This window comes from Streptomyces sp. NPDC048560 (assembly GCF_040650955.1).
In the GTDB taxonomy this organism is placed as follows: domain Bacteria; phylum Actinomycetota; class Actinomycetes; order Streptomycetales; family Streptomycetaceae; genus Streptomyces.
In genome coordinates, this window is the sequence record NZ_JBEZIJ010000007.1 from 226,007 (window position 1) to 242,843 (window position 16,837).

The following is a 16,837-nucleotide window of genomic DNA, read 5'->3' on the forward strand; positions in this document are numbered from 1 at the left end:
GACATGAGCACCGCCCCCGCCCACGGACCGCGAGATTCGAAGCCGCAGCAGCCGCAAGAGCAGCAGCCGCAGGAGTCCGAACCCACCTCGGCTCTTGTCTTCGACGATCCGTTGGACAGGCAGTCCTCGGACGACACGGACCGAGGGTGGGGTGAGCGGGCTCCGAGCGGCGGCAGCGCCGCAGATCTGGCGCGCTTCCTCGACGAGAGGCCGCCTCACCACATCTGAGCCTCGCCGCCGCGCCCTTCCAGGCCGTGCCGTGCCCGGCCGCGCCCTCTCCCGCGTTACTCTCCGGCGCCCCTGCCGCCCGTCGTGCCGCCGCCGCCCGCACCGCCACGCTGCTGCGCCAGGAGCGCGTCCCGGATCTCCTTCAGCACCTCCAGTTCGCTGACCTCCAGCGTCTCCTGCACACCTTCCTTGGCGGCCTGCGCCTGAGCACGCCTGGCCAGGTACTTCGCCATCGGCAGGACCATGAGGAAGTACACGACGGCGGCCGTGATCAGGAAGCTCAGCGTCGCGCTGAGCACCGACCCCCAGAGGATCTCGATACCCTCCGTCCTGCCCGTCTTCGGATTGGTGACGCAGGGTGCCTTCAGGCAGGAGGTGTACTCCTCCAGGCCCTGGGTGCCGAACGCGCCGACCAAGGGATTGATGAGGCCCTTGACGACCGCGTTCACCACATTGGTGAACGCCGCCCCGATGACGACGGCGACTGCCAGATCGATGACATTGCCTCGCGATAGAAAGACCTTGAAGCCTTCGAGCAGACTGACCTTCTTCTCGCTCACCATGGAGATGCCCTTCGTGTGTGCCGTGGGGGGAGCAAACCGCTCCGCAACCTAAGGCGCCAGAAGGCGATGATGTCCAATTCATCTTTTCCGTCAGGTGACTTGGCGGAACGTCAGTGCGCATGTGCCACCGCCACGGCCAGCCGTCCCGAGGCCCCGGCACCGGCCAGCGCGGTCGCGGTCCCACGCTCCACGGACAGCACGACCAGCGCGCCGTCCGCCGGCTCCGGCCCGCCCGTGGGCGCCTCGCCCGCCGGGCGCGGCACGGACGCCACCCGCACCCCCTTCGCCACCACGCGCGCGTCGGAAGACGCGTCGTCGGCGGCGATCACGTCCACGCGGTCGCCCGGCCGCAGCAGCCGGACCGTCTCCGCATCGGCGATCCGGACCGGCGCCGACACCAGACGACCGGACCGATGCACCGCCGCTCCCGGCCCGGCCGCGGCGTCCCCCGCACCGCCGGGACCGGACGCGCCCGGACCATCGGTACCCAGCCCGGAAGCACTCAGGCCCGAGGCAGCCAGCGCGGCAGCGGTCAGTGCCAGACCCGCCGCCATCGCGCGACGCTGTCTCCGCAGTGCCCGCCGCAGCCGGTGTGCCCCACCCCCGCGCACCCGCAGCGGAGGGAACGGGGGCACACCGCACGGAGCGGGGGCCACCACCGGCAGCCACGGATGCCGAGCGTCGGCCGCGGGCGGGAGTGACGGAGTTCGTACGTGCGGGGTGAACGGGGACATGGCTGGCACCACCTGCCGTGACGGGAGCAACAACGAGGGGAGCCCGGCGGGACGGCCCGCCGAACTCCCCTCACGATCCACCGTCCGGGCAGATCCCGCCGAGGCCTGTGGACAGCCCACAGCCTGTGGAAATCTCCGCCCCCCACACCTGCCTCACCGGCCCCACAGCCGACGCCCGCCCCGGCCCGCCGGCAGCTCGGCCCGCCGCCCCCGCCCTCGCAGCCCAGACCCGGCCGGGAACCGCTACGGCAGCTCGACCCCGGTGTCGATGCCATCCAGCGCGTGCGCGCAGGCGCAGTCGCGGTCCGCGGTCTTCGGCAGTCCGGTCACCGTGTCGAACAGCACCGACCGCAGCCTGCCCACATTGGCGGCGAACACCTTCAGCACGTCCCCGTGGGACACGCCCTCACCGGCCTCGGCGCCCGCGTCGAGGTCCGTGACCAGCGTCAGCGTCGTGTAGCAGAGCGCCAGCTCGCGGGCGAGCACGGCCTCGGGGTGGCCGGTCATGCCCACCACCGACCAGCCCATCGCCGCGTGGAAGCGCGACTCGGCCCGGGTGGAGAAGCGCGGGCCCTCGACCACGACCAGCGTCCCGCCGTCCACGGCGTCCCAGTCGCGCCCGCGCGCCGCCGCGAGGGCGGCCTTGCGGCCGTGGGGACAGTACGGGTCGGCGAAGCCGAGGTGGGCGACCTTCGGCTCCACACCGTCGGCCCGGGTCACCCCGTCGTAGTACGTCTGTACGCGGGCCTTGGTCCGCTCGACCAGCTGGTCGGGTACGAGCAGCGTCCCCGGCCCGTACTCCGGCCGCAGTCCGCCCACCGCGCACGGCGCGAGTACCTGGCGTACCCCGACCGAGCGCAGCGCCCACAGATTGGCGCGGTAGTTGATGCGGTGCGGCGGCAGGTGGTGACCGCGCCCGTGGCGGGGCAGGAACGCGACGCGTCGTCCGGCGACCTCGCCCAGGAAGACCGAGTCGCTGGGCGGCCCGTACGGCGTGTCCACACGGACCTCGGTGACGTCCTCCAGGAAGGAGTACAGCCCCGAGCCGCCGATCACACCGATCTCCGCGCCGCCCGACGAATCAGCGGTCATCTTCTCTGCCTCTGCACCAGCTTCTGCGTTAACCATGCGGTCACACTAAGGGCTGTGCCGTGATCCACCAGGAATTACCGGACAGCCCTCAGGCCCCGCCAGGCCGCACGTGAACAACACGAAGACCCCGCCGATCCGAAGATCGGCGGGGTCCCGTTGAAGCTTGTCCGTACGAGGGCTCAGGCAGCCGACGTACCACTCGACGAGGCCGGCGCGGACGAGGCCGCGGCGGTCGAGGAGGACGACGACGAGGACGCCGTCGACTTCGAGTCCGAACCCGTCGAGGACGACGAGGACGAAGTGGAATCAGACGCCTTCGAGGGCGACGACGCCGGCGTGCTGCTCGACGAGGAGCCGCGGCTGTCGTTCCGGTAGAAACCGGAACCCTTGAAGACGATGCCGACCGCCGAGAACACCTTCTTCAGGCGTCCCTCGCAGTTCGGGCACACGGTCAGGGCATCATCGGTGAACTTCTGCACCGCCTCGAGGCCCTCGCCGCATTCGGTGCACTGGTACTGATAGGTCGGCACTTGATCCTCCTGGCACTCTCACTCAATGAGTGCTAACGACGCTCCATACTGACGTATTCCGCTCGATCAGTCCACCGTGACCGGCTCGCGGTGACCGACACCACGTGCCACCAGGCGTCCGGACCCGCTCGCGGCGAGTCGCGAGCGCAGGGCCAGCAGTGTCGCCAGCGCCAGCGCGGTGCCCACCAGCGGGACCACGAATCCGGTGCTCGCGCCATGCCGGTCGGCGAGCTGTCCGGCCACGGTCACCGCTGCGGCCTGGCCGAGCGCGACCGCGCCCGTGAGCCAGGTGAAGGCCTCGGTCCGGGCGGAAGCCGGAACCAGTGCCTCGACCAGCGTGTATCCGCTGATCAGTGCGGGTGCGATGAAAAGCCCGACCAGGAAGCCGAGCGCTGCGAGCAGCGGCACGGAGTGCACGGCCCACAGCCCGGACGCGGCCAGTGTCAGGGCCACGTATCCGAGGATCAGACGGCGCCGGGGGCTGCTCTTCCAGGCGATGGCGCCGCACGCGATCCCGGCCAGCATGTTGCCGGCGGCGAAGACCCCGTACAGCAGTCCGTTCACACCCGGACGGCCGATCTCCTCGGAGAACGCCGTCAGGGAGACCTGCATTCCCCCGAAGACCGCGCCGATCCCGAGGAACGTGATGGCGAGCACCCGCACGCCCGGCACGGACAGTGCGGACCTGTGCGGGGCCCCGGCCGTGGCGGCGCCCCGCGGGGCGGGCTGGGTGGAGCGCTGGGCGGCGAAGAACAGCCCGCCGACGAGGGTCAGCGCGGCTTCCGTGAGCAGGCCGGCGGCAGGGTGCACGCCGGTGCACAGGGCGGTGGCGAGAACCGGTCCGACGACGAACGTGAACTCGTCCGTGACCGACTCGAACGCGGCGGCCGTCGACATCAGCGGGGAGGCGGGGCGGCCCGGCGCGGCCCCCAGTACGGCGGCCCAGCGGGCCCGGACCATCGGTCCGACCTGGGGGATGGAGGCGCCGGTGGGCACGGCGGCGAGGAACAGCACCCACAGGGGCGCGTCGGCCAGCGCGAGCGCGGTCAGCGCCCCCACGGACGCGGCGTGCAGCACCACTCCGGGCAGCAGGACGGCCCGCTGGCCGAAGCGGTCGGCGAGCTTGCCGCCCTGCGGTGCGAACAGCGCCATGGAGACGCCGGAGACAGCCGCCACGGCGCCGGCGCTGCCGTACGAACCGGTGGTGTGCTGCACGAGCAGCACGATGCCGATGGTCAGCATCGCGAAGGGCTGCCGTGCGGCGAAGCCCGGAAGGAGGAAGGTCCACGCACCAGGGGTGCGCAGCAGTTGCCCGTAACCGGGGCGGTCGGAGACCGTGGACGCCACGGTCCTTGCCTTTCTGCCGCCTGGTGGCTTCGCTCCTGCGGCACGTCCGCCGCGCATGGTGCGCGGCTCGTGCGGGAGCTGCCGAGAGCTGTCCTCTTCGCGCGGAACTGCGGTAGATGCCGGGCGGCTCGCTACAGAGGCGGAGGGACGCCACGACCGCCATACGGTCGCGCCAGCTCTGCGTCAGGCAGAGGTGGTCGATCAGATTTCCTTCATGCTACAGGCAGCGGCACCTGTGCGCCTGCGATTGCGCACAGGTGCCCTCGCTGGGCCTGTGATCAGTGGTGCACCTTCGTGGCATCGGACTTCTTGCCGCCCGACACGGCTCCGATGCCCCTGATGAGCTTCCTCGCCAGTTTCGAGAGATGCGGCACCTTCGGGTTGGCGACCCGGGTCGAACCGCCGGGACGCCCCGCGCGGCCCGGCCGCCCTGCGTGCCCCGGTCCGCCGCGCGCCCTGGAGCGCGCACCGGCCGATCCGCCGCCAGGCATTCCGGGCCTGCCCGCGTCGCCGCCCGCGCCCAGCCAGCCCGCGAGCTTGCCGCCCTCGCCGACCGCCCGCAGCCGGGCCTCGGCCGCGTCGCGTACCGGATCGGTCGCCACCACCAGCAGTTCGTCGCGGCGACGCAGCACCGTGGACGGAGCCGGTACGAAGCTCGTGCCGTCCCGGACGACGAGAGTGACCGCGGCTCCGGCGGGCAGCCGCAGCTCGCCGACCTCGACGCCGTGCATCTTCGACTCGGCGGGGATCGCGACGGACAGCAGGTGCCCGCGCAGCCGTTCCAGGGGAGCCGACTCGATCCCCAGGTCCGCCGCCTCCGACGGGTCGTCAGAAATCTTCAGTGCCTTCGCGAGCCAGGGCAGGGTCGGACCCTGGATCAGGGTGTAGACCACGACGAGGACGAAGACGATGTTGAAGACCCGGGTGCTGCCGGCGATACCGGAGACCATCGGAATGGTCGCGAGCACGATGGGTACGGCACCGCGCAGTCCGGCCCAGGACATCAGCGCCTTCTCGCGGTTGGGCAGTCTGAACGGCGCCAGGCTGACGAAGACCGAGAGCGGTCGTGCCACCACGGTCAGGACCAGGCCCACCATCATCGCGGGCCAGAAGTCGGTGATCAGGTCGTGCGGGGTGACCAGGAGGCCGAGCAGCACGAACATGCCGATCTGGGCCAGCCAGCCGAGCCCGTCGGCGAAACCGCGGGTGGCCGGCCAGTGCGGCAGCTTGGAGTTGCCGAGGACCATCGCCGCGAGGTAAACGGCGAGGAATCCACTGCCGTGCGCCAACGCGCCGGCCGCGTAAGCCGAGACCGCGATGGCCATCACGGCGATCGGGTACAGACCGGACGCGGGCAGCGCCACATGGCGCAGTCCGAAGGAGCCGAGCCAGCCGACCGCGAGACCGATGGCCGCGCCGATCGTCAGCTCCAGGGCTATCTCTCCGACGAGTACGTACCAGTGCTCCACGGGACCGACCGCGGAGAACGCCACGACGAGGATGACGACCGGGGCGTCGTTGAAGCCGGACTCGGCCTCCAGGACGCCCGTTATCCGGGACGGCAGCGGCACCTTGCGCAGCACGGAGAAGACGGCGGCGGCGTCCGTGGACGAGACGACGGCGCCGATGATCAGTGCCAGGCGCCATTCCAGACCGACGAGGTAGTGGGCCCCGGCCGCGGTGACGCCCACGCTGATGCCCACGCCGACGGTCGAGAGCACCGCGGCGGCCGGCAGAGCGGGCCGGATCTCCTTCCACTTGGTGCCCAGACCGCCCTCGGCGAGGATGACGACCAGTGCGGCGTAGCCGATGACCTGCGTCAGTTCGGCGTTGTCGAAGTGGACGTCGAAGATGCCGTCCTGCCCTATGGCGACACCGATGCCGAGGTACAGGAGCAGGCTGGGGAGCCCGCTGCGTGACGAGATGCGCACCGCCGCCACGGCGACGAGCAGGACGAGTGAACAGACGAGCAGGAGTTCGTTGAGCGTGTGGACTGTCAGTGTCCGTCCCTTCCCTGCGTGCGCCTGCCGGGCCGTGCGCCGGCGGTCGGTACTTCGTTACCTTACCTAATCTTTAACGCTTTCTTGATGCGTTCGAGTGTTCGTGCGAGCGGTGCGCATATGGATGCATCTCCATACCGCGTCCGAGTGGCTTCCACGCTGCGCCTATGGTTGCTCCTGCACTCCCAGGACCACCCTGCCCCTCGAAGGACAGCGATGCCCGCCAACACAACCGCCTCTTCCGGTTCTTCCGATGCGAAGAAGCCAGGCAGGAAGAAGGGGCGACGCGCCCGCCTGTTCGTGATCGTCCTGGTGCTGGCGCTTGTCGCGGGTGTCGGATACGGCGCGTTCTGGTCTGTTTCCACGGTGCGTGCCTCCTACCCGCAGACCACCGGCTCCATCGAACTCGACGGCCTCGACGCGGATGTCGACGTCCGGCGCGACAGCTACGGGATCCCGCAGATCTACGCGGACTCCGACGCCGACCTCTTCCGCGCCCAGGGCTTCGTACAGGCCCAGGACCGCTTCTGGGAGATGGACGTCCGCCGTCATATGACGTCCGGCCGGCTCTCCGAGATGTTCGGTTCCGGCCAGGTTGCCACCGACTCCTTCCTGCGCACCCTCGGCTGGCGCCGGGTCGCGCAGAAGGAGTACGACAACGTCCTCGACGAGTCCACCAAGAAGAACCTCCGGTCGTACGCGGAGGGGGTGAACGCGTACCTGAAGGGCAAGGAGGGCAAGGACCTCTCCGTCGAGTACGCGGCCCTCGGTCTGACCAACGACTACAAGCCCACCGAGTGGACCCCGGTCGACTCGGTCGCCTGGCTGAAGGCGATGGCCTGGGACCTGCGCGGCAACATGCAGGAGGAGATCGACCGCTCCCTGATGACCAGCAGGCTGAGCGCGAAGCAGATCAAGGACCTGTACCCGGACTACCCGTACGAGAAGCACCAGCCGATCGTCGGGCAGGGCGCGGTCTCCCCGGTCACCGGAGAGTTCGACCCGGCCGCCGTTCCCTCGGACGACATAGGTGCCGGTACGGGGAGCGGTACGGCGGAGGGGGCGACGCAGGGTCTCAGTACCCAGCTCTCCTCGCTCGCCGACACCCTGGACGAGATTCCCGCGCTGCTCGGCCCGAACGGCAGCGGCATCGGCTCGAACTCCTGGGTCGTGTCCGGCCGGTACACGACCACGGACAAGCCGCTGCTCGCCAACGACCCGCACCTGGCCCCGATGCTGCCCTCGCTCTGGTACCAGATGGGTCTGCACTGCCGGAGCCTCTCGGAGTCCTGCCAGTACGACACCGCCGGCTACACGTTCTCCGGAATGCCCGGCGTCATCATCGGCCACAACCAGGACATCGCCTGGGGACTCACCAACCTCGGCGCCGACGTCACCGACCTCTTCCTGGAGAAGGTCTCGGGCGAGGGCTACCAGTACGACGGCAGGATGAAGCCCTTCGTCACCCGCGAGGAGACCATCAAGGTCGCGGGCGGCAAGGACCGTCACATCACCGTCCGCGAGACCAACAACGGGCCCGTGGTCTCCGACCGCAGCAACGAGCTGGAGAAGGTCGGCCAGAAGGCCCCCGTCACCAACTCGGCGCCCGACCGCGGGGAGGGTTACGCGGTCGCCCTGAAGTGGACCGCGCTGGAACCCGGCAGGTCCATGGACGCCGTCTTCGAGATCAACCGCGCCAAGGACTTCAAGACCTTCCGGGCGGCGGCCGAGCACTTCGAGGTCCCCTCGCAGAACCTCGTCTACGCCGACACCAAGGGCAACATCGGCTACCAGGCCCCTGGCAGGATCCCGGTCCGCCTCACGGGTGACGGCACGCTGCCGAGCCCTGGCTGGACCTCGGAGTACGGCTGGAAGAAGGAGCCGGTCCCCTTCGACGAGCTGCCCTACGAGTACAACCCGAAGCGCGGCTACATCGTCACCGCCAATCAGGCGGTCATCGACGAGAAGTACCCCCACATGCTCACCAAGGACTGGGGATACGGCGCCCGCAGCCAGCGGATCAACGATCTGATCGCGAAGAAGATCGGCGGCGGCGAGAAGATCTCGACCGACGACATGCAGAAGATGCAGATGGACAACAGCAGCGCGATCGCCGCCCTGCTGGTGCCCAGGCTGATGAAGATCGGCGTCGCCGACAAGCACGTCCGTGAGGCGCAGAAGCTGCTGGAGGGCTGGGACTACACCCAGGAGTCCGACTCGGCCGCCGCCGCGTACTTCAACGCGGTCTGGCGCAACATCCTCAAGCTGGCCTTCGGCAACAGACTGCCGAAGGAACTGCGCGCGGAGGGCGACTGCCTGAACGTGCCGCCGGCCAAGAGCACCGGCCCGCTGGACGAGCAGAAGCGGCTCGTACGCGAATGCGGTCAGCGTGACGCGGACTCGGCGCAGCCGGACGGTGGCGACCGCTGGTTCGAGGTCGTCCGGAACCTCGTCGAGGACCCGGACAACGAGTGGTGGAAGGTGCCCGCCAAGGGCCGGGAGGACGCGCTGGAAAGCCGCGACGACCTCTTCGGACGTGCCATGGAGGACGCCCGCTGGGAGCTGACCGCCAAGCTCGGCAAGGACATGTCCACGTGGAGCTGGGGCCGGCTGCACCAGCTGACGCTCAAGAACCAGACCCTCGGTACCGAAGGTCCCGATTTCCTCCAGCGGGCCCTCAACCGTGGCCCGTGGAACCTGAGCGGCGGCGAGGCCGCGGTCAACGCCACCGGCTGGAACGCGGCGGGCGGCTACGAGGTCGTCTGGGTGCCCTCGATGCGGATGATCGTGAACGTGGGGGACTGGGACAAGTCCCGCTGGATCAACCTCACCGGGGCCTCCGGGCACGCGTTCAGTTCGCACTACACCGACCAGACGGACAAGTGGGCCGACGGCGAACTGCTCGACTGGTCCTTCGGCACCAACGCGGTGGAGCAGTCCACCGTCGACCGTCTGACGCTCAAGAAGCCGTAAGGCCCGAAGGCGGCGCTTCTAGCCGAAGCGCCGCGTTCCGGCCGGCGTCACCACGGCATCCACGGGGTGGTCGTGCGGTTCCTCCGGGACCCGCGCGACCACCTCGTTCCCGTACAGCAGGACGACCAGGGCCGGATGCCGCCCGGCGGCCGCCAGCCGGGCGAGCACCCGGTCGTAACTGCCTCCCCCCCGCCCCAGCCGCATCCCGCGCCCGTCGACGGCGAGTCCGGGGAGCAGGACGGCGTCCGCGTCGAGGACGGCGGCGGGTCCCAGGCGTGGGCCGTCCGGCTCACGCAGTCCGCGACCCGCCGGGGCGAGGTGTTCCGGCCCTGCGTACGCCGCCCAGTCCAGGTCGTTGTCCGGGAGGAGCACCGGCAGCAGAACCCGTACGCCCCGCGCGCGCAGCGTGTCGAGCAGCGCACGGGTCCCGGGCTCGCGCCCCACGGACACGTACGCGGCGACCGTTCGCGCGCCGGCCAGCTCCGGGAGCTCCAGAGCGGAGGCGGCGAGAGCCGCGGCGGCGTCCTCGACGTCCCGCGAGGTCAGGAGCGCCCGGGAGGCCAGCAGTTCGCGCCGGATGGACGCCTTTCCTGATGTTTCATCATTCAACGGGCATTCACACTATTCTCGTATGGGTATAAGTGAGTACAAAGTTAACCGGACGCTCATCTTCCGCCCATGCGCACCCGTTATGGTTCCGCACATGACTCAGTCGTTCCCCCGGATCAGCAAGGCCGTCATCCCGGCCGCAGGTCTCGGCACACGCTTCCTGCCGGCCACCAAGGCCACTCCGAAGGAGATGCTGCCGGTCGTCGACAAGCCGGCGATCCAGTATGTCGTCGAGGAGGCGGTCGCAGCCGGTCTCTCCGACGTGCTGATGATCACCGGCCGCAACAAGCGTCCCCTTGAGGACCATTTCGACCGTAACCACGAACTGGAGAACGCGCTCACCCGCAAGGGCGACGGCGAACGGCTCTCCAAGGTCCAGGAGTCCAGCGACCTGGCCACCATGCACTACGTACGCCAGGGCGACCCGCGCGGCCTCGGCCACGCGGTCCTCTGCGCCGCGCCGCACGTCGGCGACCAGCCGTTCGCCGTGCTCCTCGGCGACGACCTGATCGACCCGCGCGACCCGCTGCTCGCCCGGATGATCGACGTGCAGGAGCGTGAGGGCGGCAGCGTCATCGCGCTGATGGAGGTCGATCCCGCCCAGATCCACATGTACGGCTGCGCGGCCGTGGAACCCACCGCCGACGGCGATGTCGTGCGCGTCACGGGCCTCGTGGAGAAGCCCGACCCGGCCGACGCGCCCAGCAACCTCGCCATCATCGGCCGCTACGTCCTGGACCCGGCGATCTTCGGCATACTGCGTCACACCGAGCCCGGCCGGGGCGGCGAGATCCAGCTCACCGACGCGCTGCAGCTCCTGGCGGAGGACGAGAAGGCCGGCGGTCCGGTCCACGGAGTCGTGTTCAAGGGCCGCCGCTATGACACCGGTGACCGGGGTGACTATCTGCGTGCCATTGTCAGACTCGCGTGCGAACGTGAGGACCTGGGACCGGACTTCCGGACCTGGCTGCGCAGATACGTCACCGAGGAGATGTAACCCCGTGAGCAGCACGATCTGGTCGGTGGACGAACACCTGGACGACATCCTTGGCTCGGTGAAGCCGCTCGAACCCATCGAGCTGCAGCTGCCCGACGCCCAGGGCTGTGTCCTGGTCGAGGACGTCATGGTGGAGGTCGCCCTGCCGCCCTTCGACAACAGCTCGATGGACGGTTATGCCGTCCGGATCGCCGACGTCGAGGGTGCCAGCGAGGAGTTCCCCGCCGTCCTCACCGTCGTCGGTGACATCGCCGCGGGCAGCGACGGCCTGACCGGCGATCAGATCGTGGGGCCCGGCCAGGCGGCCCGCATCATGACCGGCGCACCGCTGCCCCCGGGCGCCGAAGCGGTGGTCCCGGTCGAGTGGACGGACGGCGGCGCGGGCGAGGGTCCTGCCGCCACCATGCGGGCCCACAGCGACGCGCCCGAGGGCGCGAGCGGTGAGGTCCGGGTCCACCGCCCCGTAGAGGCCCGCGCCCACGTCAGGGCCCGGGGCAGCGATGTGCAGCCGGGCGATCTGGCACTGCGCGCCGGCTCGGTCGTCGGACCGCCGCAGATCGGGCTGCTCGCCGCGATCGGCCGCGCGACGGTGAAGGTGCGCCCGCGCCCCCGCGTCGTCGTCCTGTCCACCGGCAGCGAGCTGGTCCAGCCCGGCGAGGAGCTGACCGGCGGCCGGATCTACGACTCCAACAGCTTCGCGCTGACGGCGGCCGCCCGGGACGCGGGAGCCATCGCCTACCGGGTGGGCGCCGTCGCCGACGACGCCGAGACGCTGCGGGCGACGATCGAGGACCAGCTGATCCGCGCCGACATCGTGGTCACCACCGGTGGCGTCAGCGTCGGCGCCTACGACGTGGTCAAGGAGGCCCTGTCCTCGGTGGGTGACGAGGACGAGCCGGGCAGCGGCATCGACTTCCGCAAGCTGGCCATGCAGCCCGGCAAGCCCCAGGGGTTCGGCTCGATCGGCCCCGACCACACCCCGCTGCTCGCGCTGCCGGGCAACCCGGTCTCCAGTTACGTCTCCTTCGAGCTGTTCGTCCGGCCCGCGATCCGTACGCTGATGGGGCTTGAGGACGTCCACCGGCCGACCGTGACCGCGACCCTCACCGTCGACAAGGCGCTCTCCTCGCCGGCGGGGAAGCGCCAGTTCCTGCGCGGGACGTACGACGCGGAGGCGGGCACCGTCACCCCGGTCGGTGGTGCCGGATCGCATCTGATCGCCGCGCTCGCCCAGGCCGACGCGCTGATCGTGCTGCCCGAGGACGTCACCTCCGCCGAGCCCGGAACGACGACGCAGGTCATCCTGCTCCGCTGACTCCCGCCCGGTGGCGGTACGGTATCTGCCGCTGTGCCTTCCCGGGGGACACCCCCCGGACCCCCGGCCCGCACCACGGTGCGGGCCGAGCGGGCAACCGGCGCCCTACCGCTAGGCGGAGTTCAGTGAGTACGCAGAACAGGCTGACCCACATCGACGAGGCGGGCGCGGCCCGGATGGTCGATGTGTCCGACAAGGACGTCACCACGCGCGTCGCCCGGGCCAGCGGCCGGGTCCTCGTCTCCGCGCGCGTCATCGAACTGCTCAGGGGCGAGGGCGTGCCCAAGGGTGACGCCCTCGCCACTGCCCGGATCGCGGGAATCATGGGCGCCAAGCGCACCCCTGACCTGATCCCGCTCTGCCATCCGCTCGCCGTCTCGGGTGTCAGCGTCGACCTGAGCGTCGCCGACGACGCGGTGGAGATCACCGCCACGGTGAAGACCACCGATCGCACGGGCGTCGAGATGGAGGCCCTGACCGCCGTCTCGGTCGCCGCGCTCACCGTCATCGACATGGTCAAGGCGGTCGACAAGGCCGCGGTGATCACGGACGTCAGGGTCGAGTCGAAGTCGGGCGGCAAATCCGGCGACTACCGGCGTCAGGCCCCGGAAGGGGCCGAGGCGTGAGCGGGGCCGATACCGGCGGGTCCGCCACCGCCCCGTACCGCGCACTCGTGGTCACCGCGTCGAACCGGGCGTCCGCCGGCGTCTACGCGGACAGGGGCGGCCCGATCATCGCCGAGGCCCTCACGGCTCTCGGGTTCACGGTCGACGGACCCCAGGTCGTCCCGGACGGCGATCCGGTGGAGGCCGCACTGCGCGCCGGAGCGGCAGCCGGGTACGACGTGATCGTCACGACCGGCGGCACGGGCATCTCGCCCACCGACCGCACTCCCGAGGCCACCCGCCGTGTCCTGGACCGGGAGATCCCCGGCATCCCCGAGGCGATCCGGGCCGAGGGCCGCGACAAGGTGCCCACCGCCGCACTCTCCCGCGGCCTCGCGGGCGTCGCCGACCGCACCCTCGTCGTGAACCTGCCGGGCTCCACCGGCGGCGTACGCGACGGACTCGCGGTGCTGAACCGGCTCCTGGTGCACGCCGTCGACCAGCTCCGCGGCGGCGACCACCCCCGACCGGGGAGCCCGAGCTGAACGTCCCGACCTGGCCGGTGACGCTCCGCGACGGCGAGATCGTCCTGCGCCCCATCAAAATGCGTGACCAGCGTGTCTGGCGTGAGGTCAACCGGCGTAACCGCGACTGGCTGCGCCCCTGGGAGGCGACCGTGCCGCCACCCGCGCCGGGCGGCCCGATGGCGCAGCGTCCTACGTACCGGCAGATGATCCGTCATCTGCGTTCGGAGGCGAACGCCGGCCGGATGCTGCCCTTCGCGATCGAGTACCAGGGGCAGCTCGTCGGGCAGTTGACGGTTGCCGGGATCACCTGGGGCTCCATGTGCTCCGGCCATGTCGGCTACTGGGTCGACCAGGGCGTCGCCGGCCGCGGGGTGATGCCGACCGCGGTCGCTCTCGCCGTCGACCACTGTTTCCGAACGGTCGGACTGCACCGCATCGAGGTCTGCATCCGCCCGGAGAACATGCCGAGTCGCAGAGTCGTGGAAAAGCTCGGATTCCGCGAGGAGGGGCTGCGTCCACGCTATCTCCACATCGACGGAGCATGGCGGGATCATCTGATCTACGCGCTCACCGCGGACGAGGTCCCCGAGGGGCTGCTGAGGCGTTGGCACCAGTCGCGGCCCGGCACTTCGCGCCCTCCGCGCGAAATGAAATAAGTGTTCGAAAGTGATCGGGGTCTGACCGCTAAGGAACGCGCAAACGTCGACTGTTGATCTGAACAATCACAAAAAAAGTCCGTGATATCAGCTAGATCGTGCGACACACCGGGCCAATTGGCGGATGCCTCCGCGCAAACCCCTCTACGGTGTGAGCGTGAGCAGCAGCGGCCTCATCTACGCAGTCATCGTCGGGGCATGGGCCGCCTACTTGGTGCCGATGTGGCTTCGCCGGCAGGACGAGCTCAACGAAGCGCGTCCGACGGAACGCTTCAGCACAGCCATCCGGCTGCTGTCCGGACGGGCGGCTATGGAGCGCCGTTACGCCAGGGAGCTGGAGGAGCGCACCGCCGAGGAGGCGGAGCCCGACGTGGACCCGGACGCGGTCACGGACCGAATGGATTCCGTGGACGTCCGGGCCTTTGCCGCGCCTCCGGCGCACACCGAAGCCCGGATGCATGACCCGGTGCACGCTCCGGAGCGTGCACCGGGCCGGCCGGGTCAGGAGCGCCAGGCGCCCGATTCCACGCCCAGGGAGCGCCGGGAGGCGCAGGGGCGCGAGGCCCAGGAGCGGCCCGCTCCCGCGAGACGCCCGCGCACGTCCAGTGCGGATGCCGAGCGCGCCCGGCGGGCCCAGCGCTCGCAGGTTCTGGCCCGCCGTCGCCGTACCACCGTCGTCCTCTTCCTGGCCTTCACCCTCGGCGCGATCGTCGCGGCGGTCGGCGGGCTCGGCTTCCTCTGGGCCCCCGCCGTACCGGCCGTGCTGCTGAGCACGTACATCGTGCATCTGCGCGCCAAGGAGCGGCACCGGTTCGCGTTCACGATGGACCGGCGCCGGGCCGAGATGGCGGCCCAGCGGCTGCGCGAGAACCGCCCCCGCAGGCACCAGCCCGCGACGACGGCTCCCGCCGAGCCCGACGAGGAGCCCGAAGCGGGCCACTCCCAGCCCGAACCCGCCCCCACCGTCTCCCCGCAGGAGGCCGGCCGCCGCGCGCTCGTCGAGCAGACGGATCACGCGGAGTGGGTCGACCAGCAACGCGAGCGCGGCCGGGTCCAGGGCGACAGCTGGGAGCCGGTCCCGGTCCCGCTCCCCACGTACGTCACCGCTCCGGTCGCCCCGCGCGCCACGGGCGGCGTCGAGGTCAACGACCCGGAGACGTGGAGCGCGGCCCGCTCCAGCACCGCGGAACCCACCCAGACGGGCACCTCGCACCCCGTCGCACCCCCGGCGGACCCGGCCCCGCGTCAGCGCGGCAACCAGTCCCGCCGCAACCGCGACCGCGGCCGGACCCCGCTGTTCGACCAGTACGACGAGGAAGACCGCCCCCGCGCGGCCAACGAGTGAACCTCCGGGAAGCCGACTCGCTGACCAGCGGGTAACGGATTACCGAGCACCCCTGTGGGGATGCTAAAGTTTCACTCGTTGCAAGGGCCTGTGGCGCAGTCTGGTAGCGCACCTCGTTCGCATCGAGGGGGTCTGGGGTTCAAATCCCCACAGGTCCACCGCAGCTCAGAGCCCCTACCGGGGGAATCCGGTAGGGGCTCTTTGGCGTCGTACAGCAGCGAAGTACAGCAACTAGATCTGATCTTGTGTGCCCAGGTGCTTGCCCAGCCTCTTGAGGGCACGGCGCGTGGCCTCGGACGGGATGGGAGCCGGGGTGAGTGGTGGGTCTAGGCGAGCACTGAACGTTTTGGGCTCAGTCGGCTGATCGCACGCAACGGAATCCGACGTGGCTGGTGGTGTCGCGTGGCCCGTGGGCCTGGCGCGCGGCTGGCCGATAGCGGTGGCAGTAGGAGGGCGCGCACAGGTGTGATCCGCCTTTGATGATGAACCGGTCGTGTTCGCTCAGGGTGGTGCGGGGCGTGCAGCAGGCGGGTGCGGCGTCGCGGGGGACGGGGCCGGGTGTTTGTGCCGAGTGGTTGGGAGCCCAGCGCGTCGCGGTCAGTTCCCAGACGTTGCCGGTCATGTCGTACAGGCCGTAGCCATTGGGCGGGAACTTCCTCACTGGGGAAGTCCGGGTGTGGCCGTGCGGGGCCGTGTTCCGGCAGGGGAAGTCACCGTGCCAGGTGTTGGCCATGATTTGCCCGTTGGGCATGAAGTCCTCCCCCCACGCGTAGGTGGCGCCGTCCAGGCCACCCCGCGCGGCGTGTTCCCACTCGGCCTCGGTGGGCAGCCGCTTGCCTGCCCATGCGGCGTAGGCCTGACCGTCTTCCAGCCCGATGTGCACCACGGGATGCAGGTCCAGGCCGTGCACAGTGGAGCCCGGGCCTTCGGGGTGGCGCCAGCTGGCGCCTGGCACCCAGCGCCACCATTGAGTCCAGTCGTGCAGCGGCACCGGTCTCGCTGTCGGGGTGAACACCTGCGAGCCGGGCACCAGAAGTGACGGGTCGGCGCCGGGGAAGTCGTGGGGATCGGGAGCGGTCTCGGCGACTGTCACATGCCCGGTGTCGGCGACGAAGCGGCGGAATGCGTCATTTGTTACCGGATGGTCATCGACCCACAGGCTGTCCACCTCCGCGGTGATCACCGGGCCTTCCTCGGGATAGAAGGCGGCGCTGCCCATCCGGAAGGCTCCGCCCGGAACCAGCGTCATGCCGTGCTGCGACATGCTTTCCCCGACCGCGCTGATGCCTGCCCCGACGCTGCCTGCGTCCGGTGCG

16 protein-coding genes and 1 tRNA gene are annotated in these 16,837 nt (G+C 70.4%); 9 read left to right on the forward strand and 8 right to left on the reverse strand.

Annotation, left to right across the window (positions count from 1 at the left end; translation table 11 throughout):
- Positions 1 to 3 precede the first annotated feature (3 nt).
- The gene (locus AB0C82_RS20255) at positions 4 to 228 is read left to right on the forward strand and encodes a hypothetical protein (RefSeq protein ID WP_362843710.1); all 225 of its coding nucleotides are present in this window, start codon (positions 4 to 6) and stop codon (positions 226 to 228) included.
- A 56-nt stretch (positions 229 to 284) separates the two neighbouring features.
- Here AB0C82_RS20255 and AB0C82_RS20260 read toward each other — a convergent pair whose 3' ends face one another.
- The 6 genes from AB0C82_RS20260 to AB0C82_RS20285 all read right to left on the reverse strand — a co-directional run bounded on the left by AB0C82_RS20260 (position 285) and on the right by AB0C82_RS20285 (position 6,434).
- Positions 285 to 788: an MscL family protein gene (locus tag AB0C82_RS20260; RefSeq protein WP_362844218.1), complete on the reverse strand. Its 504-nt coding sequence runs from the start codon at positions 786 to 788 to the stop codon at positions 285 to 287.
- Between the two features lie 113 nt (positions 789 to 901).
- Positions 902 to 1,525 carry an RcpC/CpaB family pilus assembly protein gene (locus AB0C82_RS20265; protein WP_362843712.1) on the reverse strand — a complete coding sequence of 208 codons (624 nt, stop codon included), beginning with the start codon at positions 1,523 to 1,525 and terminating at the stop codon, positions 902 to 904.
- Between the two features lie 243 nt (positions 1,526 to 1,768).
- Entirely contained in the window at positions 1,769 to 2,617 is an 849-nt protein-coding gene (locus AB0C82_RS20270) for an S-methyl-5'-thioadenosine phosphorylase (protein WP_362843714.1), read from the reverse strand.
- 179 nt (positions 2,618 to 2,796) lie between these two features.
- Positions 2,797 to 3,147: an FmdB family zinc ribbon protein gene (locus AB0C82_RS20275; RefSeq protein ID WP_362843717.1), complete on the reverse strand. Its 351-nt coding sequence runs from the start codon at positions 3,145 to 3,147 to the stop codon at positions 2,797 to 2,799.
- Positions 3,148 to 3,213: 66 nt separating this feature from the next.
- A complete protein-coding gene (locus AB0C82_RS20280) occupies positions 3,214 to 4,494 on the reverse strand; it encodes an MFS transporter (protein ID WP_362843719.1) in 1,281 nt (426 codons plus the stop codon).
- Between the two features lie 278 nt (positions 4,495 to 4,772).
- Positions 4,773 to 6,434 (reverse strand): potassium/proton antiporter, encoded by a 1,662-nt coding sequence (locus tag AB0C82_RS20285; RefSeq protein ID WP_362843721.1) that lies wholly within the window; start codon positions 6,432 to 6,434, stop codon positions 4,773 to 4,775.
- Between the two features lie 276 nt (positions 6,435 to 6,710).
- Between AB0C82_RS20285 and AB0C82_RS20290 the strand changes: the two genes are divergently transcribed.
- Positions 6,711 to 9,467 (forward strand): penicillin acylase family protein, encoded by a 2,757-nt coding sequence (locus AB0C82_RS20290; RefSeq protein ID WP_362843723.1) that lies wholly within the window; start codon positions 6,711 to 6,713, stop codon positions 9,465 to 9,467.
- Between the two features lie 18 nt (positions 9,468 to 9,485).
- Here AB0C82_RS20290 and AB0C82_RS20295 read toward each other — a convergent pair whose 3' ends face one another.
- Complete coding sequence (locus tag AB0C82_RS20295; RefSeq protein ID WP_362843726.1) at positions 9,486 to 10,076, reverse strand: 5-formyltetrahydrofolate cyclo-ligase; 591 nt, start codon at positions 10,074 to 10,076, stop codon at positions 9,486 to 9,488.
- A 94-nt stretch (positions 10,077 to 10,170) separates the two neighbouring features.
- Here AB0C82_RS20295 and galU point away from each other — a divergent pair, with 94 nt between their 5' ends.
- The 7 genes from galU to AB0C82_RS20330 all read left to right on the forward strand — a co-directional run bounded on the left by galU (position 10,171) and on the right by AB0C82_RS20330 (position 15,679).
- Positions 10,171 to 11,073, forward strand: a complete 903-nt coding sequence (gene galU / locus AB0C82_RS20300) for a UTP--glucose-1-phosphate uridylyltransferase GalU (RefSeq protein WP_362843728.1) — start codon at positions 10,171 to 10,173, stop codon at positions 11,071 to 11,073.
- A 4-nt stretch (positions 11,074 to 11,077) separates the two neighbouring features.
- On the forward strand, positions 11,078 to 12,388 hold the full coding sequence (gene glp, locus AB0C82_RS20305) for a gephyrin-like molybdotransferase Glp (RefSeq protein WP_362843731.1): 1,311 nt from the start codon (positions 11,078 to 11,080) through the stop codon (positions 12,386 to 12,388).
- Positions 12,389 to 12,513: 125 nt separating this feature from the next.
- Positions 12,514 to 13,014: a cyclic pyranopterin monophosphate synthase MoaC gene (gene moaC / locus AB0C82_RS20310; protein ID WP_362843734.1), complete on the forward strand. Its 501-nt coding sequence runs from the start codon at positions 12,514 to 12,516 to the stop codon at positions 13,012 to 13,014.
- Entirely contained in the window at positions 13,011 to 13,538 is a 528-nt protein-coding gene (locus tag AB0C82_RS20315; RefSeq protein ID WP_362843737.1) for a MogA/MoaB family molybdenum cofactor biosynthesis protein, read from the forward strand. Before moaC ends, AB0C82_RS20315 begins: the two co-directional genes overlap by 4 nt.
- A gap of 17 nt (positions 13,539 to 13,555) precedes the next feature.
- Positions 13,556 to 14,176 carry a GNAT family protein gene (locus AB0C82_RS20320; RefSeq protein WP_362843740.1) on the forward strand — a complete coding sequence of 207 codons (621 nt, stop codon included), beginning with the start codon at positions 13,556 to 13,558 and terminating at the stop codon, positions 14,174 to 14,176.
- A 124-nt stretch (positions 14,177 to 14,300) separates the two neighbouring features.
- Positions 14,301 to 15,521 (forward strand): gephyrin-like molybdotransferase receptor GlpR, encoded by a 1,221-nt coding sequence (glpR, locus tag AB0C82_RS20325; protein ID WP_362843742.1) that lies wholly within the window; start codon positions 14,301 to 14,303, stop codon positions 15,519 to 15,521.
- A gap of 84 nt (positions 15,522 to 15,605) precedes the next feature.
- A tRNA-Ala gene (locus tag AB0C82_RS20330) sits at positions 15,606 to 15,679 on the forward strand.
- Between the two features lie 194 nt (positions 15,680 to 15,873).
- On the opposite strand, the gene AB0C82_RS20335 is transcribed toward AB0C82_RS20330, so the two are convergent.
- Positions 15,874 to 16,785 (reverse strand): formylglycine-generating enzyme family protein, encoded by a 912-nt coding sequence (locus AB0C82_RS20335; RefSeq protein WP_362843744.1) that lies wholly within the window; start codon positions 16,783 to 16,785, stop codon positions 15,874 to 15,876.
- Positions 16,786 to 16,837: the final 52 nt, after the last annotated feature.